Genomic DNA, 20,466 nt, shown 5'->3' with positions numbered 1-20,466 from the left:
CTCCTTTACCAAATTGTTCTACGGAGGGTGCATCGGCGCTGCAACCTCCCGCGGTGTCGTTCGGTGAAGACACGCGAGGGAACGCGCAATGAACGGTCAAGAGGTGTCAGGCAATGCGCTGGATGCGGCGACGCCTGTGGCGCGACCCTCGGGGAATTTGCTGACCTCTCAAGCGGACCGAAACAATTGGCGCGGCTGGTTGGCGCAGGCCCGGGCCTGCCCCGACCCGGACGGGGACCGCATCGGCGATATCCTTGCCCACCACCCCCGCGCCTCTGCCCTTGGCCAAGGCTTCACCCTGCCCGCCTACCTTGCCCATAACACCGATGTCGCCAACGCCATCTCTGACCCGGCTGAAGCGGTGTTTCACTACCTTGAATTCGGAATACCCGAGGGCCGCTCTGCTACCCCCACGGCTTGGAACGCGGATTTCGTTGCCCGCACGACGGGCCACAGGCTGTCGCCCGATCTCTCTGCCGAACAAGCCGCTACCGCGCTGTCTGATCTTGGCATCCTGCCCGATGCACTGGCCCTGCGGGAAGCGGACCTCTGGTTGATCCTCGGCCTCCATGGCCCCGCGCTGGCCCCGATCTTTCACCACGAAACATATCTCGCCGCGCTCGATGCGGCGGGGCTGGACCTGCTCGCCCCGGACCGTGTGTCTTGCATCCGCCACTTCGCGCAAGTGGGGCTGGATGCGGGCGTTCCGGCCCACCCCGATCACGCCCTTGATGCCAGCTACTACGCCGCCACCCTGTCGGAGAGGGGAATAAGCGCGCCCCCTTCGCCGCGCCATTGGGCCAGCGTCGGGCTACGGGCCAACGTCCATGCCAACGCCAAGGCGCAGGCGCTTGCCTGCTATGGCCTCAACCTGCCCTCTGCGATCTCGCCCCCCTCAGACGGGCATTTGACGCGGTTCATCCTGCACCCGATGGAAGGCGTGACCGCCCTTGACCTGACCGACACCGCCCTGCGCAGCTTCGTGATCGACCTTGCGCGCCACAAACGTCGGCGTGGTGACATTGGCGGGGCCGAGGCGCTGTTGTCCCATGTCCTTCACATCTGCCCCGGCGACCCCCGTGCCAGCGTTGATCTTGCCGACCTGATCCACGGCACGCGGCAAACGCCTCGGGAAATCGCCCTGCGCCAAACCGCCCCGCCCGACTTTGATGAAGGCGAAAACCGGATGCGGCTGGCCCGGCTGTTCCTCGACCAAGGCGACCATGACGCCGCCCTGACCCATGCCAGCACCCTGCCCCCAGCGGCCCGGGGCCATGTGGGCCTCTGCGCCCGCGCCCAAACCCTTGGCCGCGATGTGTTTGAGACGCTTTTTCGCGACCTCAAATCTCACCTCGCCCGCTATTCCGTCCCAGACCTGCAAGATCTTCTGACCCGTGCCATCGCCCTTTATGCCCCGACGCCCGACAGGGTGGCGCGGGCCGGGGCGATCAAGCGTGTTGCGATCCTTGCCAATGACGACCTTTACCAATGCAAGCTCTACCGGGCCGATCAGAAGGCCGATCAACTGCGATCCCAGGGGGTGCAGGTCTCCACCTTTCTGCAAAGCAAGGACGTGGCGCAACTGCACGGCCAATTGGCGCAATTCGATGCCGTGATCTTCCAGCGAACGCCCGCGTTCCCGCCCATTGCGGCGCTGATGGTGGATGCCGCCAAGCAAGGCATCGCAACGTTTTATGACATCGACGACCTGATTTTCGACGCAGGCACTTTTCCTCCGCCCCTTGCCACTTACGCGGGCCAGATAACCGCCGAAGTTCACGCCGCCATGGCCTGTGGCGTGCCGCTGTTTGCCGCCGCCGCGCGGCTTTGCGGGGTTGGCATCGCTTCGACCGCGCCGATCCGGGCGGCCCTTGCGCCGCTCACCCAGTCGGGTACCGCTTTCACCCACCGTAACGCCCTTGGCCTTGCCCATCTCGCCGCAATGAAACGGCCAAAGCCCGCCGCCGGGGACCGGGTGGTTCTGTTCTATGGCACCGGCACCAAGGCCCATAAGGCCGAGTTCAGCACCCTTCTGGAGCCCGCCCTTGCCCGCGTTCTGGCCGCGCGTCCCGACCGGGTCGAGGTCCGCTTGATGGGAGATTTCCCTTCCCTCAGACACCTCTCTGCCAGCGATGTGACGCTCATCCCGCCCACGTGGGATTTTGAATGCTACGCAGAGGAATTGGCCAAGGCCGACGTCGCCCTCTCCGTCCTGTCCCCCTCCCCCGCGACAGATGCCAAGTCCGAGATCAAGTGGATGGAGCCCGCCGTCTTCGCCATCCCCGCCGTCGTCAGCCCGTCGCCGGTGATGAATGCCGCCATCGACAACGGCCTGACCGGACTCATCGCCCCGGATGAAGACGCATTCGTTCAAGCCCTGTTGCATCTGATCGACGATGACGCCGCGCGCATCAGCATCGGCCATGCCGCGAAGGCGCAGGTAATGCGGGACTATGCGCTGCCCGCCATGGGGGCCGATCTGCTGCGCCAGATGCAAGCCACACTGCCTGCGGCGAAGCCTAAATTACTGGTGGTGAACGTTTTCTACCCGCCGCAATCCATCGGCGGCGCGACCCGTGTCGTGGCCGATAACGTAAGCCATATTCTGGCCCACCACGGCGACCGGTTTGAGGTTGATATCCTTACCACCCTCGACGGTGAAAAAACCGCCCATCAGTTCTGTGCCACCAGCCATTCCGGCGCGCGCATCTGGTCAATCAGCAACGACAAGAAGCTGCCCGAACGCGCCCTGCGCGATCCGGTGATGGACACGCGGATCAACGCCCTGCTGGACCGCATCGCCCCCGATATCGTCCACATCCACTGCGTTCAGCGCCTTGGAGTAGGGATCATTGATGCCTGCCGTCAGCGGGGCATCCCCTATGTTTTGTCGCTCCATGACGGGTGGTGGATCTCCCCGCATCAGTTCATCATCGACGCCGGCGGCGCCCCCTCTCTTCACGATTTCACGATGGTTGACGCCCCCGCCCCGGTTCAAATCGCCCGGCGCTGCATCCAGGACGCCGCCGCCGCCCTCGCGGTGTCGGAGCCCTTTGCAAAACTGCATCGGGACGCCGGTTTGACCAACGTTCGCGCTCTGCCTAACGGGGTCTCGGCCCTGCCGTCGCGCGAGCCGACCGCCGCGCCCCCCGGGCGCGTGCGCCTTGGGTTGATCGGCGGCGCGTCTCGGCACAAAGGCTACGACATCCTGCGCGCGGCCCTGACGGCGCGGGCCTTCCAGAAGCTTGATCTTATCGTCTCAGATCACGCGCTTGCGCCGGGGGCCGAGGTGCACGAGACGTGGAACAATACCCCCGTCCTGCGCGTCCCGCGCCATCCGCAAACCCAAGTGGGGCACCTTTATGGACGCTTTGATGTGCTGCTGGCCCCCTCGATCTGGCCCGAGAGTTTTGGCCTCGTCACCCGAGAGGCTTTGGCACTGGGGCTATGGGTTGTCACCTCGGACCGGGGGGCGATCGGGGCGGACATCATCGAAGGGGTGAATGGCCACGTGGTCCCGGTCGAGGATCACCGTGCCTTGGCTGCCGTCTTGGCCCGCATTGACGCCGATCCCGCCCGCTACACAAGCCCGCCGGAAAGCAGCCAGCCCCAACGCACGGCCGCGCAACAGGGGGATGAACTGGTGGCGCTGTATCAGGATATTTTGTCAGGCCATGCCGCTAAAAGGTGAAATCCGCGGCGTGCAAATCAGCCAGCAAGACGTCCTCCAGCAGGATCGAATTGCCGCTGCCCGTATCAATGAACACATCCGCTCCCTGCTGCACCGCAGCCGTCATCACATCGGCATAGGTGTTCATGGTCGAAAGCTCGGTAAACACCAGCTTTTCGCCGTTGTTGGTGGCGTTGAAGTCCAGGATCACATCGGCCCCGTGGCCATCCTCAAATACGAACAGGTCGGCGTTCACGTTGCCTTCCATCGTGTCGTTTCCAGCGCCACCGATCAGCGTATCGTAACCGCCTCCACCGACAATATAATCGTCGCCCGCGCCGCCGTCGGCATAGTCCGACTGATACCCCGCGCGGATCAGATCGTTGCCGTTGCCGCCTAGAATCGTATCTTGGTGCTCGGCCCCGAACAGGCGGTCATTGCCCTCTCCACCGACCACAAGATCCGCCCCGTTGCCGCCGCGCAGCACGTCGTTTCCTTCCTCGCCGTAGATCGTATCGTCACTGTTATCGCCCAGGATCGTGTCGCGCCCGTCGCCGCCTTGGATCAGGTCCTTGCCCTGCTGACCCCGGATCGAGTCATTGCCCGCGCCGCCGTAAACCGTGTCGTTCTGGCTTCCGGCCCAGATCTCATCCCGGCCACTGCCGCCGTAAATCAGGTCTTCCTGACCTCCACCCTCGGCGTAATCATTGCCATCCCCCAGCATGATCGTGTCTTTCCCCAGATCGCCGTAGATCACATCGTTGCCGTGGCCCGCGTTCACGTAATCGTCGCCCGCATAGCCAGTGACCGTGTCCGCACCGTTGCCCGTATCCACCGCATCATTGATCGCGGTGCCGTCAATCGCGTCATCCCCGTCATTTCCCCCATATAGCGAGAAATCGGGCACCCGGTGCGCCGTCTTCAGGATCGCCGCGTGGACTTGGGTGAAGCTTAACGTCTGCCCATTGCGCGAGAACACCTCCAGCGTTTCGCCCCGCCAATCCAGCAGCGCCCCTTGGGTCGTGGCCGTGTAGCCGATCTGCGTCACATCATAGAGCATCGGCCACGCCGACAGGTCGATCCGGTCCACGCCGACTTGGAAATCGTGAATCTCGTCATGGGTGAAGTCGGACCGCAGAACGAACAAATCCGCGCCGTCGCCCCCGTGCAGCGTATCGACGCCCAATCCGTCTTCCAGCAGATCATCGCCCGCGCCGCCCACAAGGCTATCGCTGCCCGCGCCGCCGATCAGGATGTCATCTCCCGCGCCGCCGGCAATTGTCCCGCCGCCGTGATCGCCCTCGATGATATCGCCCTGCGCAGACACATCGACGGTTATTTCCGTCACGCCCCCCTCCATCTCGGAGGCGACAAAAAGGTGCAGGCTGCCCCCGTCAAAGGACGCCGCCATCGAGGCTATGTTTTGCAACCCGGCGTCGCCGCTGACCGTGCCCAAAAGCTGCAACCGCCCGTTAGGCATCATCACAAACAAGGTCACGCCATCATCGCCGCCCCCCGCCATCACATAGGTGCGCCCGTCGGCCTCCACGACTTCCAGGGTCTGGACGTTGCCAAAGTGCGTATCCGCCGTGTCGATGATGTGGTCGGTGTCCACCAGGCTGCCATCTTGCGCCAGTTCCATCACGGTGATTGCGCCCGACTGCCCCTGCCCGTCGCCGGGGGCCGAGGCGAGGATGATGAAGTTCCGCCCGCCAATCTCGACCACTTTCATGTCGGTGGGGGTCATGATGCCAAGCCCCTCATTCACCCCGGCGTTGCCCGTGTTCACCAGCGTGTTGCCGTCCAGGCGATAGGCGGACACGCCCTTTTCAGTCTGGCTGGCGCTGATGACATATTCGTTGCTCATCACCGAGGCCGCACCGATGGACATCACTTCCGAAGCATAGGTCGTGCCGGTGTCCGACACCTGCATCGCTTGGGAAAGGGCGCCGTTGCTGCCGATCTCGTAGGCGCGGATCAGACCGCTGCCGGTGTCGGCCATGAAGACGGTCTGCGGGTCCGCCTGGCTGACCTCCAGAAGCTGCGCCATGTTGGAGCTGATGCCAGACATCTGCTGCGCCGCGCCCAGGGTGCCGTTGGCGTTCACATCGTACAGGTGCAACTGCTCCGAGCCTGAGCCCGCAACCGCGATGCACATCGCGCCGTTAACCTCCATCAACGACATTTCCTGCAACGCTGCCCCGGCCCACGCGGCGTTGTACAGAGCCGAATCCAGAACGCTGACCGTCCCGTTCGCGTGCAATTCATAAGAGGAAAGACCGCCGGTCTGGCCCGAGGTGGCGTAGAGAATGGATTTGCCGTTGTGCTCGGTCACCATCAGATCGGTGATGCCAACGTCCAACGCCGCCATCCCGATTTGAAACTGCCCCTGAATGACCATCTGCGCCATGACGCACCCACTTTCCTTTGCACTCCTCGGAGATATGCCTTGGAAAGGGGGACGAAGATTATGCCGGTTTGTGGCGGCGTCGTGACGAATAGAACGAAATGTCGGGGCTTGGCTTAACCCTGGCGTTCGGGCGCGGGCCTAGGCGCCCATGTTTTCCTTATGGTGGGCAATCGCCTCATCCAGATCATTAAAGTAACGCAAGCGGCCCTTTTCCAGCACCAGCGCCGCGTCGCAATACTCGCGCAGTTCGGCCAGGTTGTGGTTTACCATGATGGCGCCAGACCGCTCCATTCTGGCGGCGAAGAGCGCCTTGGACTTGCTTCTAAACGCAGCGTCGCCCGCTGCCGTAACCTCATCCACAAGGTAGGTATCGAACTCGATTCCCATCGACAGGCCGAACGTCAGCCGCGACCGCATCCCCGATGAATAGGTCCGTACCGGCATGTTGAAATGCGCGCCCAGCTCCGCAAAGCTGCGTACGAAATCGGCCAACTCTCGGGTATCGACACCGTAAACCCGCGCGATGAAGCGGGTGTTCTGCGCCCCCGTCAGCTCTGGATGGAAAGAGCCCGCAAACCCCACCGGCCATGAGATCGTGCCATCGGTCACCACCCGCCCGCGATCGGCGTTCATATTGCCCGCGATGATCTGCATCAGCGTGGATTTCCCCGCCCCGTTGCGCCCCAACAGCGCCAGCGATCTGCCCGTGGGCAGGGTCAGATTAAGGTCGTCAATCACAACCCGCCGCTGCCCCGCGACCCGAAAACTTTTGGTGAGGTTCTCAAACCGGATCATCGCGAGCGCTACTGTCTGTCGCGGATCGAGTAATAGACCAGCGCCAAGATCGCCCAGCCCAGCAGCAGGAATAGCGAGCAAAGGCCCAGCACGACCTCTCGGCGCGGGAATTGGGCCAGTTCGGGGAACGTCGGCTGGATGAAGACCGCCAGATAGCGGCTTTGGCGGGTCGTGTTTGTTCGGGCAAGGTCCAAGGCCGTCAAGGCTGCGCGATAGCTTCCTTCCGCGAATTCCCGGTCCACCACCAGCCCTTCATATTCGGCGATCAGGGTCGGGTAATCTTCCCCCCCGACCTGAGCGTCGGCCTCGGTGAAGTTTTGCCGTTCCAGCGCGATACGTTCGCGGATCACCCCGATGCGCTGTGCTGATTGGCGCAGGCGGGGGTCGTTGGGATTGCCCGTGTTCTCACTCAACAGATCATTCTCAATCAACGCCTCGGCCAACTGCTGTTGCAGATTGTTCAGCACCCCCATCCGCCCCTGCAAATCGCTTTCCGGGTCCACGATCTGCGTGCGGGTGCGAAACGCTGTCAGGGCTTCGCGCGCGCCCCGAAGGCGCCGCAAGGCCGCCTCCAGATCCTGCTCGGCAAACTGCATCGCATCATTGCGGGCGGTGCTGTTGAGCGCATTCACAAGCTCTTGGCTTTCCTCGATAATCGCGCGGGCGATGGTACGGGCCATCTCTGGTTCAAACGCCAGAACGCGCAGTTCGATAAGCCCCGAGGACTGGCTGTAACTGATCCGCACTATGCGTTGCCAATGGTCCACCAACCCTTCGATCGTCGTGTCAGGCGGCAGGGCAAAAACCGGGTCCACATCGTAAGGGGCCGCGTAATGGCCCACTAGGTCCAGCCGTTCATCCAAACGCTGCACCAGTTCCTGGCTGACAATGTATTCAAACAGAATATCGGCATCGGCCTGCCCGCTGCCCCCGCCGCCCGCAAAGGCCGCCAACCCGCCCAAAACATCAGTCGCAGCGCCGGTTTCATTCTGCCGGACCGTAAACCCGGTGGTCGAGGCGTATTGATCCACCGCCACCCGGTACAGGTAGAACGCCGCCGCCCCCAAAGGGGCCAGCACCAACACGATGAACGAGATCACGATGCCCCAGTGCCGCCACCGCATCCGCGCCCGTTGCGCGGGCACCGTATTAATCCGAATGCGCCGCTGCACCGAGGCAGGGGGTTTTTGAATTATGGTGGCTTCAGTCAACGGTTTGGCAATCCTTGCGTGGTTAATCTCAGGGACACCGCGCAACCCGCTACCGGATCACCTGTCGTTTCCCTTCTGGAATCATCCCTACGCAAAGAGGTTTAATAAAACATGATGGACCCGGCATTTTGACCAGCCTCACAACCATCCACGCCCCCCTTGGTCGCGCCAAAGCCCGTACCACAAGCTTTGCCTCGGCCCGCGCGATCATCGCGCTGATGCTGCGCGAAATGTCCACGCGCTATGGCCGGTCTCCGGGGGGCTATATCTGGGCCGTGGTGGAACCGGTTGGCGCGCTGATCGTGATGTCGTTCGTCTTTTCCATGCTGATCCGCAGCCCCAGCTTGGGCAGCTCGTTCCTGCTGTTTTACACCACCGGATACCTGCCGTTCCTCCTCTATAGCCTCACCCTGTCCACGGTGATGAACGCGCTGACGTTCTCTCGGCCGTTGCTGATGTATCCCGCCGTCAGCTGGATCGACGCGGTTCTGGCGCGGTTCATCCTCAACACGCTGACAAGTGTCGCCATCGCCAGCCTTGTGCTGTTCGGTATTCTGGAGTTCACCGACACAACCGCCGTGCTGGAAATTCGCTACATGATCTCGGCCATGGCGCTGGCGGCGCTGCTGGGGCTTGGCCACGGCACCTTGAACTGCGCCATTTCCGGGCTTTTCCCGGTATATGCTCAAATCTGGACGATCGCCTCGCGGCCCCTGTTGATCGGCTCGGGCGTCTTCTTCTTGTATGAGGATTTGCCCCCCACCATCCAATCCATCCTTGATTGGACCCCGTGGATTCACTTCACCGCACTGTTTCGACAAGGGGTCTATCCCACCTATGGACCCGATTTCATCTCGGTCCCGCTGGTGCTGATCTGGGGGTTGGGGCCGCTGGCCCTTGGCTTGCTGATCTTGCGGCGCAACAGTCAGCGGATATTGATGCGGTAGGGCGCCGGTCACACCCGGTGGTAGGGGCTTCCCGCCAGAATGGACGCCGCGCGGTACAACTGCTCGGTCAGCATCACCCGCGCCAGCATGTGGGGCCACACCATCTTGCCGAAGGAAATCGCCATCCCGGCTTCAGCCCGCAGCGTCGGATCAATCCCATCCGCGCCACCGATCACCAGCGCCAAATCGCCCACGCCTTTGTCCCTTTGCGCCCCCAAACGGTCCGCAAAGGTAGGAGAAGTCATAACCTCCCCCCGTTCGTCCATGACCCAAAACGCGGCACCGGGCAGGCGGGCGCGAATCAATTCCGCCTCCGCCGCCATGCCGCCGCCCTTGCGATCCTCGACCTCGATCAACTGTCCAAGCGACAGCCCAAGGCCCCGGCCCGTCTTGTCGAAGCGTCTCAGATAATCGTCGATCAACGCCTTCTCGGGCCCGCCTTTCAGGCGGCCCACGACGCACAGATGAACCTTCAGCCGTCTGAACCCGGCGCAGGGGCCGATTCTGGCGCTTCGGGCTGCCACATTTTCTCTAGCTGATAGAACTCTCGTACTTCAGGGCGGAATATGTGGACAACGACATCGGCGGTATCAATCAATACCCAGTCGCCCGTATCCTTGCCTTCGATCTTGGAATACAGGCCGTATTCCTGCTTCAGCCTGTCCACCAGCTTCTCGGCGATGGCCGAAACCTGACGGGTAGAGCGACCAGAAGCCACGACCATATAATCGCCAATCGAAGATTTTCCGCGCAGATCAATCTGCACGACATCTTCGGCTTTGTCGTCATCAAGGGATGTCAGAATGCGCTCTAGCAGCTCTTCGCTGGTATAAGCGGTTTGAGTCCGGGCCCGTTTAGAAGTTGTGGGCGCTGCGGATGCAGAGGTCTTGGCCTCCGCCTGGTTAAGTCCGGTCAGGACTCTATCCTCCATTACAATGCACCTGTTGAACCCCGGCGCCGGGCATAAGGGATAATAACACTCCGCGCCCGTGTTCTCAACCACGCCTTACGCATGGTTCTTTGCCCTGTTGCAGTAACGATTTGTTAACCATGTCACGGAAATGCTGAACCATGCGTTTCTTACTCCCCCTCCCCGCCGTCCCCGCCCTGATCCTCTCGCTTGCCGCCTGCGATAGCCCCTCCCCCGCGATGATGGGCATTCCGCCCACTTACGTCGCCGTGGATGGGGCCGAGTTCTCTGTCCGCCGCAACGGCCACCGGGCCGAGGCGATCCGCACCAACCCCATGCCCTTCCCGTCCATCGGGGCAATTGTGCATCGCGCGGGCCAAGCGATGGAGCAAGCCACCGGTTGCGCCGTTGACACCGACAGCCTGCGCGGCGATCAGAACGTGATGCGGGCGAATTTGATTTGTCCCTGAGGCGGTCTGTAGGGCGAGCCTGGGCCCTCTGCCCGTCCGCAGGGGAAAAGCCAATTGATATACCATTGAGATACTTGTGCTGGCCCGCCTCCCCAAACATAGATTTCGCCCTAACGCGCATATCTTGGGGATAACCCGCCGAAACACACGATATACGCCCCACGTCCGTTGACTCGGCCCGCTGCCCTTCGCGTAGACTGCCCCTTAGCAGAATCGCCATCGAAAAGAGGCAGCACAGGTGCGTTTCACAAAGCTCAGATTGAACGGCTTCAAGTCCTTCGTCGATCCGACAGACCTCGTGATTGCCGATGGTTTGACCGGTGTTGTCGGGCCCAATGGCTGCGGAAAATCCAATCTTCTCGAAGCGTTGCGTTGGGTGATGGGCGAAAACCGCCCCACCGCGATGCGTGGCGCTGGCATGGAAGACGTCATCTTTGGCGGTGCCGCCACCCGCAACGCCCGCAACTTCGCGGAAGTCTCGCTTCAGATCGACAACACCGACCGCCTCGCGCCTGCTGGTTTCAACGATGAAGACCAGATCGACATAATCCGCCGCATCACGCGCGACGCCGGAAGTGCTTATAAACTAAACGGAAAAGACGTTCGCGCCCGCGATGTCTCGATGCTGTTTGCTGACGCTTCTACCGGCGCACACAGCCCCGCTTTGGTCCGCCAAGGCCAGATTTCCGAGCTGATTAACGCCCGCCCCAAAGCCCGCCGCCGCATCCTGGAAGAGGCCGCGGGCATCTCGGGCCTCTATCAACGCCGCCATGAGGCGGAGTTGAAATTGAAAGGGGCCGAAGCAAACCTGTCACGCACCGATGACGTTCTCGACCAACTCAGCGGGCAGCTTAACACCTTGGCAAGACAGGCAAAACAAGCCTCCCGCTACCGCGAGATCGGGACGGAACTACGCCTGACGGAAGGCCTGTTGCTGTTTGTGCGCTGGCGCGACGCGGACGCCGCTCGTCTCCGCGCTGAAGAGGCTTTGCGGGCGGGCCTCGCCACTGCCGCGCAGGCAGAATCAGCCGCGCAAGAGGCCGTGAAGGCCCGCGAAGCGGCCGAAGAAGCCCTGCCCCCCCTGCGCGAAGAAGACACGGTCGCCGCCGCGATTCTTCAACGTTTACTGGTAGAACGCGACAGTTTGCAGGCCGAAGCAGACCGCGCCGCCGCCGCCGTGGAAACCCTGACCAACCGGATCACCCAGATCGACAAGGACCGCGAGCGGGAGGAGGCATTGAACGCCGACGCCGGCGAAACTGTCTCTCGGTTGCAGGATGAACGGGCCGATTTGCAGCGGGCGCAAAAGGGCCAGGATGATCGCCTTGGCGACGCCCGCGACGCGGTCACCGACGCCCGCAGTGTTTTGGCCGGACAAGAAGCGGAACTCTCTGATCTTACAGAGCAATCTGCCGCTTTGGCTGCGCGCTACCAAGCCATTGAGCGGCGGATGGGAGAGGCGGAAAAAGCCGTCACCCGCAACATCGCAGATGCCCAGGCCGCCGAGAAAGCCGCCAACGATGCAGCGGATCGGTTGCAGACCCTCAAGCGCGAAGCGGAAGAGGCCACAGACGCCCTCACCCGCGCCACAGATCTTGCGGCCCGCGCCGAGGAAACCCTGCTGGAAACGGAATCTGCCCGCGCAGACGCCCAAACCCACGAGACCGAGGCCCGCTCTGCCCGGTCCGAGGCCGAGGGCCGCGCGGGGACACTGGATGCGGAGGTCACGGCGCTGGCACGCGTGCTGGAACGCGACCGGGGTGACGGTGACCAAGTCCTTGACGAAATTAAAGTTTCCCCCGGTTTTGAGGCCGCGATCGGAGCCGCCCTTTCCGATGATCTAAAGGCCGCCCGTGCGACATCGGCGGGCGCAACAGGCTGGACAGACCTGCCCGGATACGACGCCTCAGCCGCTTTGCCGAAGGGTGCGCAGCCCGCCGCCGAGGTCGCGCAAGCCCCCGCCGTTCTGGGCCGCCGCCTGTCGCAAGTCGGCATCATCGACGCCGCCGACGGTCCCCGCTTGCAGCCCGAATTGCAGCCCGGTCAACGTCTTGTCAGCCGCGAGGGCGATCTTTGGCGTTGGGACGGTTTTGCCGTCGCCGCCGCCGATGCCGTGTCCACCGCCGCGCGGCGGTTGGAGCAGGCAAACCGCCTGTCGGAACTGGAGGAAGAACGGCTCCGCGCACGGGGCAAAGCGGATGCTGCCAAGGCCGCCCATGAAGACTTGGCGCAGCGCCTTAACCAACTGACAGAGGCCGATAAATCCGCCCGCACCGCCCGGCGCGACGCGGAAACGCAGCTGAGCCAAGCCAGCCGCGCCGCCGCCCGCGCCGAGGCCGATCAAAGTGTGCTGGACGGCAAGCTGGAAACCCTGCGCCTGACCGCCTCGCGCCACGCGGAAGAGGCTGATACGGCACGGGCTGAGCTGACCCGTGCCCAAGATGCCTTGGCCGAATTGGATGATCTGGACGCCGTGCGAGGCCGTTTGGCGGACGTGAAGACCACCGTGGAAGCCGCACGGATGACCATGCTCGCCAAGCGCGCCGCCTTTGATGAGGTCAAGCGCGACGGTGAAGATCGCGTGTCGCGCATCGCCAAGATCGGCACAGAAATTACCAACTGGCAGAACCGCCTGACCAACGCCGCCTCGCGTCTGGCCGAGCTGGAGAAGCGCCGCGGGGAGGCCGAAGCCGCCCTGATAGACGCCCGCCAGAAGCCCGGCGAAATCGCCATGCGGCGCGAGCAGTTGGCCATCCAGATCTCTGAGTCCGAGACCCGCAAGACCACCTCCGCCGATGCCCTGTCAGTGGGTGAGATGAACCTGCGGGCCGCCAGCGGCGCCGAGCGCGACACCGAGCGCGCCGCCTCCGAGGCCCGTGAGGCCCGCGCCGCCGCTGAGGCCCGCCGCGATGCCGCGCAGGAGGCGGTCCAGGCCGCCGCCGACCGCATCACCGAAGAGATGGAACAGACGCCCGAGACCCTTCTGGAAACCCTCGGCGACCTGCCCGCACCGATGCCCACCGCGGACCAGATTGAGCAGAACGTCCTCCGCCTGCGCCGTCAGCGCGACGCCCTCGGTGCAGTGAACCTTCGGGCGGAGGAGGATAGCCGTGAGGTGCGGGAGGAGCATGACATGCTGGCTTCCGAGAAGATTGACCTCGAGGAGGCGATTGCGAAGCTTCGGACAGGGATCAACAGCCTCAACAAGGAAGGGCGCGAGCGGCTCTTGAAGGCGTTCGACGAGGTGAACGAGAACTTCGCGCGGCTCTTCACGCACCTCTTTGGGGGGGGTGAGGCGCGGTTGGTGCTGGTGGAATCCGACGATCCGCTGGAGGCCGGGTTGGAGATCCTGTGCCAGCCTCCAGGCAAGAAACTCTCGACCCTCTCGCTGCTATCGGGGGGGGAGCAGACGTTGACGGCGCTGGCGCTAATCTTCGGGGTGTTCCTTGCGAACCCGGCGCCGATCTGTGTGCTGGACGAGGTCGACGCGCCGCTGGATGATGCGAACGTGACGCGGTTCTGTGACATGCTCGATGAGATGACCCGCTCCACGAATACCCGCTTCCTGACGATCACCCACCATGCGGTCACGATGGCCCGGATGGACCGCCTTTTCGGGGTCACGATGGGGGAGCAGGGGGTATCTCAACTCGTCTCGGTGGACCTGAAAGCGGCGGAGACTCTGGTGGCCTGATTTGGGCTCTGTGTGGGCTGCTCAAGCTTGAGCAGAGGGTTAAGCTGTGGTTTTTATTGTGTTTTTTTATTTGTTAAGGTTTGAGCAGGTGAATTTCGGGCGAGTTACTGGGGTTTCACGGCACGGACAATTGCCTCTTGTACCATCACAGACTACCACGAATGCTATGAATGCGCTTTTCCACAAAGCAAGTGATTTTCATTTTGTGTAAGCAAAGCTTACCGCCACTGTTCCACCGGCACACAAGAAACGGAAAAGTAATTGTGGCCGCATTGGCCTCCGCTGATTGATATGACTTGATCAACTCCAACGGCCCGATATCCATTCGGGCATTGATTTCTTAATTCGTATTGATCTTCACAACCATAGCTTAAATCTGGTTGAGTAATACCAACGTTTATGGAACCAGTTGGACCGAACCCGTGTGCACTTCCATCACCATCATAGATAGATAACATCAACGATGAAATACTTTCATAGCGAGCCGCTGCACCATCAAGCCTAGTTTGTAGCCCAAGGGCGTTTACTCTACTATCTTCCAATTCCCGTTGGACAGCATCATATGCTGCCACGGCTTGGCTTGCGAGGTCAAAATTGTATCTTATTTCAGACGCAAGAGATATTGGATATGAGGAGGAAATTCTGTCTGTAGAGATTGTTAAGGTAACGCTAGGTAAGAAAGTATTACCACTCTCCAACGGAACAGGAATACGCTCACACGAAATAGCGAAAGAACCAGTTGGTGCGGTAACATTACTAAATTGATCTAGGTTTATGGTTTCGCCATCTTCCGAAAAGCTGCCGCTTTCACACGTTAGAAGATCTGTCGGATAGTTAAGTGCATTTACTTCAACTGGGGTTGCCACCCCTAGACTAGAGCCATTTATCACAACACCAAACGGATGATTGGTTGTATGTGTGATCCGGTAGCCGAATTGATTTTCAATCGCGACGCAAGCGTTGAAACTTTGCATTGCCTCATACACGGGGGAATACGTAGAGGAAAAACTTGCGCCTTCAATCTGTCTAGCCTCAAATGAAGTGGAACAGAAACGGCGAACTTCCTCACTACTTCCTGAAAAATTTAGATCTGCGCCCAAAACCTCGAATACTTCAATGCCACCAGAAAGTGCTCCTTCTCTAGTCGATCCAGTCGCATCGCAGTAATGATCGTAGAGAAAACTTGCCTGAGCTGAGCGACTATTTGCATTTGCAATTTCAGCCAAATTACCCTCGTATACAATAGCGCATGAGCTGGCAACTTGGGCGAAAGCGGGCATGGCACAAGAGACTGCGTTCAACATGAGAACCGCGCCGATACGTATCACCTTCGCTTCAACGCCCATTAAATCACCCCAAAAATTGGCTGTATTACGTCTAAACCACACATAAAGCAGCAGGGGCAGAAATAAAGCAAGCTTTTTAAGATTCAGCAAGATAACCGGCATTGTGTATTCTACTGGTTACTAGCATAAAGGGGAATTTTATTTATGCTTTTCAATACTATGACAGCCGCCTCATGAAGAATGTAGATCACAGCTTAGGAACGGCATTAACTTCTTGCAGATGATAGAAATCGTCTCCAGATAGCTTTGCGATTCGCAGCATGTTTGTAGCTTACGCTTACTCTAACGGGTGTAGTTTTGATACTTCGTGACGAAATCCCAAGGCATCACCCCTCTGAAAGACGCCTTAATGCCAAATAAAATTTTTTGGGATTTTACGTTCCGCGGGCGTAACGAGGTACCGGCTTAGAGTCCACGTTGCGCCACACCCGTTCGCCATCCCCCTCCCGGCATCTTTTCTTGCGGAAAAGAGCCTACCGGGGCGGCGACCCGATTTCATCTGGTCTGGCCAAAATCCCGCTCCACGGCGTCCATAATATCCTCCATCAGCGGCCCCGTTGCCTCGGGGCCTGTGAAGCGTAGAGACCAGCCGTCGGGGGTCATTTCTCGTCTTATGTGCAATTTCGACCGTACGTGGGCCATGCGGCGGGGGCGGTTTGGGCGGTAGAGGGGTTTGGTGGGCGTGCGGGCGGCCTCTTCGGCCTCCAGCAGGATCGGCAGGATCGTCTTCCATTGGGCGTCGGGGGATTTCTGTTTGGAGGTACGCAGGGCGGTGGTGATGAGGGGGCCGAGGTCGGCGCGCAGGGAGAAGGCAATGCGTGTGATCTGGTTCTGGCTGAGGGTCTCGGGCGAGGTCAGCAGGTGGTCGCCGATCTCAGCCACGACCTCGGCCATGGAACGGATGCGGGCGCGGCGGTGGCGGTCGAGCGTGCGGTAGAGGCTGTCGGTGGCGGCATCGAGGGTGGGAAAGAGGCCCTCGGCCACGGACTCGGTGACAAGGCGGCCCTTCTCCCACGGGGAAATGGCGGCGCGGATCTCATTCTCGGCGACCATACGGGTCATGGCCTCGGCGATGTCGGAGGGGTCACGGATGAAGGCGGGAATGGTGGTGTGGCCGAGCGCACGGGTGGCGGTGAGGCGGCGCAGGCCGGAGATCAGGCCATAGGGCGCGTCAGAGGCGGTGTGCTTGCGCCAGACCTCGATCGGGTGGGTGAGGCCGAGGGACGCGATGGAGGCTTGCAGCTCGGCCAGGGCTGCGGGCGCAAGGGAGATGCGGTCACGGGGGAGGGCATCGGCGTCGATATCGGAGAGGGGGATCTGGGTGGTCTGGGTCATGGGCGTATCCTGTGGCTTGGGGGCTGACAGGATACGCCGGGGTGGGGGGGTGTTGCGCGCGGCGCGGAGTCAGAGCGCGTTGAGGAGCGCTGTGGTGGGCCAGGCGTCGGCGGGCAGGCCGAGGCGGCGCTGTTCCTCACGCACGGCGGCACGAGTGCCTGCGCCGAGGATGCCGTCGATCTCGCCCACGTCGTGGCCACGGGCGGCAAGGGCCTGCTGCAAGCGCCGCATCTGGTCGCCGTTCAGGCCAGCGTCCGGGTTGCCGGCGTCAAACACCGGAGCGCCTTCGAGGCGGGTGGCGAAATAGGCGGCGGTCAGCACGTAGGTGAAGGACTGGTTCCACTCGAACAGGACGGAGAAGTTGGGGTAGGCGAGGAAGGCGGGACCGTTGCGGCCCTGGGGCAGCACGACGGAGGCCTGGGCGTTGCGCATGGGCAGGGTGCCGGTGCGGGCGGCGACGCCATCGGCCTCCCACTCGGCGACGGTGCGGGTGGTGTGGATGCCGGTCTGATACCAGTCCAGATCGGAGGGCACGGTGATTTCCACCAGCCAGGGCTCACCCGCGCGCCAACCGAGGGACGAGAGGATGTTGGCACCCGACATCAGCGCATCGGGGGCGGAGGTTTGCAGGGACACATGGCCATCGCCATCGCCGTCCATGCCGTGGGCCACGATATCTTCGGGCAACATCTGCACCATGCCGATCTCACCGGCCCAGGCGCCGACGGTGTTGACCGGGTCGAAATCGCCGTTCTCATACAGCTCCAATGCGCCGAACACTTCGGGGCGGAACAGCTCAGGCCGACGGCAATCGTGGGCCAGCGTCACAAGACTATCGAGCGTGTTGTAATCCCCTTGGAACGCGCCGTAGTCCGTCTCGAACGCCCAGAAGGCCAGCAGGATACCGCGCGACACGCCGAAGCGACGCTCGATCTCGTTGAAGGTGGCGGCCTGGCGTTCGGCGTTGCGGCGACCATTGTCCATGCGGCCCTGGCTGATCAGGCGGCGGGCGAAATCGGTGAAGGGCACGGTGAAAATACCCTGCCTGCGGTCGGCATCCAGCGCGCGCTGGTAATAGCTGGCGTGACGGAAGAAGCCGTCGATGGCTTCCTGGCTATGGCCGCGCTCTGCCGCCTCGGCGCGGAGGCCCTGGACGAACTGGCCAAAATCACCGCCGCATTGCTGCGCGGTGGCCGTGGTGCCGAGGGTGAGGGTGAGGGAAAGAAGAAGCGGGGCAAGAAAGCGGCGCATATGAAAAGACCCTGTGTTAAGCGTTTCGCGCGAAGATACAGGGCGGGAGGCACGGCGCAAGGGGGCTGGATGGCCCAGGCGAATGCAGGCGCGACTTTGCGGACGAAGCTGCCGTTCATTGATTAAATTCAAAGGGCCGCTATTGACGCTTCCATACCCTGTTTTCAGGCTGTTCCTAGGTCAGTTGAATAACCAAAGCTGCGTTCAATTTTCACAGTGGGAGGAGCGCGCAGAGTTTGCAGGATGACACAGCTTTGCTCTGCTGCATCGATCAGCGCGTGTAGATGCGGCTTTGCCCTGTCACACTCTGTCTTCAGATCAACCCCGATGTGCACAGTTTGAAATCCGACGGGCACATTGTCGCCTGTCATCAAGGTTCCGCGGACATCCGCGCCTAAGCTGACCTTCACATCAAGGTGGCTCAGTTCAATGCCCTTGAGGTTGGCAATCATGCGAATGGCGGTATCAAGGCAGCTGGCCAAGGCTGCGGCCAGAATTTCGCCGGGGCATGGAAAGTCACTTTCGCCGCCGACAGCTTTGTGGACGGATACAGGGATGTCCACCGGGATGCCTGTCCCGCAGACCACATGCCCGTGGAGCGGATGGTTTGCGGAAACCTGCGCATCAACGGTTCTTGCGTGATCATGCACCCATGCCGCGTCAGGCGTCTCTTGATAGCGCTTTCGCAAGGGGCGTTGCCGATCACGGATGCTTTGCGGTTCTACATCCGTGAATGACTGAATGTGGCGCAGGTGTTCAGGGGCCAGTGTCATTTTGAAGCCCGCCGTCCAATGCCAGGAACAAACGCCGGAACCTCGCGCTGATACGTGATGTAGTCATCACCGATCTGGGCAATCAGGTCCTTCTCCTCAAGACGTAGCACAGCGATGACGATGTATCCTGTGGTCACCAACGTGAACAAAAGATGCCCCACGGTCATGGTTGGCGCTGCCCAAAAGGCGATCAAAAAGCCGGTCATGATTGGATGGCGCACCAGTCGATACAGGCCAATCTTGATGAACCCGGGTTGTGATGCCTGGCGCTTTCTCAAGTTCGCGTAGATTTGCTTCACGCCAAACAGATCAAAGTGATCAATCATGAAGGTTGAGGCCAAAACGACCAGCCAGCCGACCCAAAACAGAACGGTCAATACTGTGCCGAGGACCGTGTTGCTGACGTCCCATATGACCGCCGGAAGCGGCTGCCAGAACACGAAAATCAGGATCAGGGCAACGCATGTCAAAAAGATATAAGTGCTGCGTTCGGCAGCTTGGGGAATAACTCTGGTCCAGACACGTTTGAATGCTGGACGCGCCATGATGCTGTGCTGAAGAGCAAAGACGGACAGCAACATCAGATTGATCACCAGCGAAGCGACGATCGGTCCTTGCACGCCGGAATCGATGGATTTTGGCACCAGCACATTCCCAACAAACCCGATGGCATAGAGGAACGTCACCAGAAAGATAACGTAGGTGGCGATGCCGTAGATAAATGTAATTGAGCGGCCCATGGAAAACCCCTTTTAATAGAAAATCACCCGAAAAACCGGACAGGGTCATAGGGTGCACGCGGCGTGCATCGGGGGATACTTCGCAATCCGTACCAAAGCGCTACGGAATCCGTAGTAGTCACACGGCCCGGGGCCGCTGTAGGCTTGAGCGATGGACAGCGAGACAAAAAACACATCGGGCAGCTTGTGCCCTGCCATGGCATCGGCCGACATACTCGGCGACAAGTGGACCCTTTTGTTATTGCGAGAGATGTTTCTGGGCACGACGCGCTTTGGCGGTTTTCAAAAAGCGATTCCGCGCATGTCTCCTTCGATCCTGAGCAAACGGCTCAAAACATTGGAAGCTGCAGAGATCATCACCCGCAAATCGGCACCGACCAGCCAAGCCGCAGACTACAAACTGACGCGGTCGGGACGAGAACTTGGGCCAATTGTCGAAAACATGGCCATCTGGGGAATGCGGTGGCGCAAACGCAGTATCGCGGCGCAGGATTGCGATGTTGGTGGGTTCATGTGGGATTTCCATCGCACATTGAATACCGAAGGCTTGCCGGATGGGGAAACCGTGATCCTTGTGCAAATTTCCGACCGTACCGATCTTAATGCTTGGTGGGTAATTGCGAGTGGTGAAACCGTTGATCTGTGCCCCAAAGACCCTGGTCATGATGTCGACGTGTACCTCACGGCTACGCTCGCGAATCTAGTAGCGCTTTGGCTGGGGGATGTGGGCGTGCGCGAGGCTGTTGATGCCAAGACTGTCTTTCTGGACGGGCCACGACATCTGACAAGCACAGCGCAGGACTGGATGGCGCAGTCCCCTTTGGTCGGGGTGAAATCGGGCTTAGCGAGTAAATGACCCCTTGAGGCAGCAACTTTTTTCGCCTTGTCGTTTTTTGTCGTTTTCAATGGTGCGC

15 protein-coding genes are annotated in these 20,466 nt (G+C 61.0%); 5 read left to right on the top strand and 10 right to left on the bottom strand.

Annotation, left to right across the window (positions count from 1 at the left end):
- Positions 1-88 precede the first annotated feature (88 nt).
- Positions 89-3,691, top strand: coding sequence for a glycosyltransferase (locus AADW23_RS04550; RefSeq protein ID WP_341863343.1), 3,603 nt, complete (start codon positions 89-91; stop codon positions 3,689-3,691).
- Here AADW23_RS04550 and AADW23_RS04545 read toward each other — a convergent pair.
- The 3 genes from AADW23_RS04545 to AADW23_RS04535 form a co-directional block, all read right to left on the bottom strand.
- Entirely contained in the window at positions 3,681-6,080 is a 2,400-nt protein-coding gene (locus AADW23_RS04545; protein WP_341863342.1) for a calcium-binding protein, read from the bottom strand. The genes AADW23_RS04550 and AADW23_RS04545 overlap by 11 nt on opposite strands.
- A gap of 138 nt (positions 6,081-6,218) precedes the next feature.
- Positions 6,219-6,875, bottom strand: a complete 657-nt coding sequence (locus tag AADW23_RS04540) for an ABC transporter ATP-binding protein (RefSeq protein WP_341863341.1) — start codon at positions 6,873-6,875, stop codon at positions 6,219-6,221.
- A gap of 8 nt (positions 6,876-6,883) precedes the next feature.
- On the bottom strand, positions 6,884-8,086 hold the full coding sequence (locus AADW23_RS04535; protein ID WP_341863340.1) for a sugar transporter: 1,203 nt from the start codon (positions 8,084-8,086) through the stop codon (positions 6,884-6,886).
- A gap of 128 nt (positions 8,087-8,214) precedes the next feature.
- Here AADW23_RS04535 and AADW23_RS04530 point away from each other — a divergent pair, with 128 nt between their 5' ends.
- Complete coding sequence (locus AADW23_RS04530; protein WP_341863339.1) at positions 8,215-9,033, top strand: ABC transporter permease; 819 nt, start codon at positions 8,215-8,217, stop codon at positions 9,031-9,033.
- Positions 9,034-9,041: 8 nt separating this feature from the next.
- On the opposite strand, the gene rlmH is transcribed toward AADW23_RS04530, so the two are convergent.
- Both rlmH and rsfS read right to left on the bottom strand, forming a co-directional pair.
- Positions 9,042-9,509, bottom strand: a complete 468-nt coding sequence (gene rlmH / locus AADW23_RS04525; RefSeq protein WP_341864273.1) for a 23S rRNA (pseudouridine(1915)-N(3))-methyltransferase RlmH — start codon at positions 9,507-9,509, stop codon at positions 9,042-9,044.
- Positions 9,506-9,964: a ribosome silencing factor gene (gene rsfS / locus AADW23_RS04520; protein WP_341863338.1), complete on the bottom strand. Its 459-nt coding sequence runs from the start codon at positions 9,962-9,964 to the stop codon at positions 9,506-9,508. Before rsfS ends, rlmH begins: the two co-directional genes overlap by 4 nt.
- Positions 9,965-10,104: 140 nt before the next feature.
- Between rsfS and AADW23_RS04515 the strand changes: the two genes are divergently transcribed.
- On the top strand, positions 10,105-10,413 hold the full coding sequence (locus tag AADW23_RS04515) for a hypothetical protein (RefSeq protein WP_341863337.1): 309 nt from the start codon (positions 10,105-10,107) through the stop codon (positions 10,411-10,413).
- Between the two features lie 238 nt (positions 10,414-10,651).
- A complete protein-coding gene (gene smc / locus AADW23_RS04510) occupies positions 10,652-14,107 on the top strand; it encodes a chromosome segregation protein SMC (protein WP_341863336.1) in 3,456 nt (1,151 codons plus the stop codon).
- Between the two features lie 218 nt (positions 14,108-14,325).
- On the opposite strand, the gene AADW23_RS04505 is transcribed toward smc, so the two are convergent.
- The 5 genes from AADW23_RS04505 to mddA all read right to left on the bottom strand — a co-directional run bounded on the left by AADW23_RS04505 (position 14,326) and on the right by mddA (position 19,552).
- Entirely contained in the window at positions 14,326-15,555 is a 1,230-nt protein-coding gene (locus AADW23_RS04505; protein ID WP_341863335.1) for a hypothetical protein, read from the bottom strand.
- A 393-nt stretch (positions 15,556-15,948) separates the two neighbouring features.
- The gene (locus AADW23_RS04500) at positions 15,949-16,788 is read right to left on the bottom strand and encodes a ParB N-terminal domain-containing protein (RefSeq protein ID WP_341863334.1); all 840 of its coding nucleotides are present in this window, start codon (positions 16,786-16,788) and stop codon (positions 15,949-15,951) included.
- A 69-nt stretch (positions 16,789-16,857) separates the two neighbouring features.
- Positions 16,858-18,039: a lytic murein transglycosylase gene (locus tag AADW23_RS04495; RefSeq protein WP_341863333.1), complete on the bottom strand. Its 1,182-nt coding sequence runs from the start codon at positions 18,037-18,039 to the stop codon at positions 16,858-16,860.
- Between the two features lie 164 nt (positions 18,040-18,203).
- Positions 18,204-18,728, bottom strand: coding sequence for an OsmC family protein (locus tag AADW23_RS04490; RefSeq protein WP_341863332.1), 525 nt, complete (start codon positions 18,726-18,728; stop codon positions 18,204-18,206).
- A gap of 80 nt (positions 18,729-18,808) precedes the next feature.
- Entirely contained in the window at positions 18,809-19,552 is a 744-nt protein-coding gene (gene mddA, locus AADW23_RS04485) for a methanethiol S-methyltransferase (protein ID WP_341863331.1), read from the bottom strand.
- A 151-nt stretch (positions 19,553-19,703) separates the two neighbouring features.
- Between mddA and AADW23_RS04480 the strand changes: the two genes are divergently transcribed.
- Positions 19,704-20,408, top strand: a complete 705-nt coding sequence (locus AADW23_RS04480) for a helix-turn-helix domain-containing protein (RefSeq protein WP_341863330.1) — start codon at positions 19,704-19,706, stop codon at positions 20,406-20,408.
- Positions 20,409-20,466 lie beyond the last annotated feature (58 nt).

It is taken from the genome of Gymnodinialimonas sp. 57CJ19 (genome assembly GCF_038396845.1).
GTDB lineage: Bacteria > Pseudomonadota > Alphaproteobacteria > Rhodobacterales > Rhodobacteraceae > Gymnodinialimonas.
The sequence above is the reverse complement of the archived record's forward strand: the minus strand, read 5'-3'. Positions and strand labels throughout refer to the sequence as shown.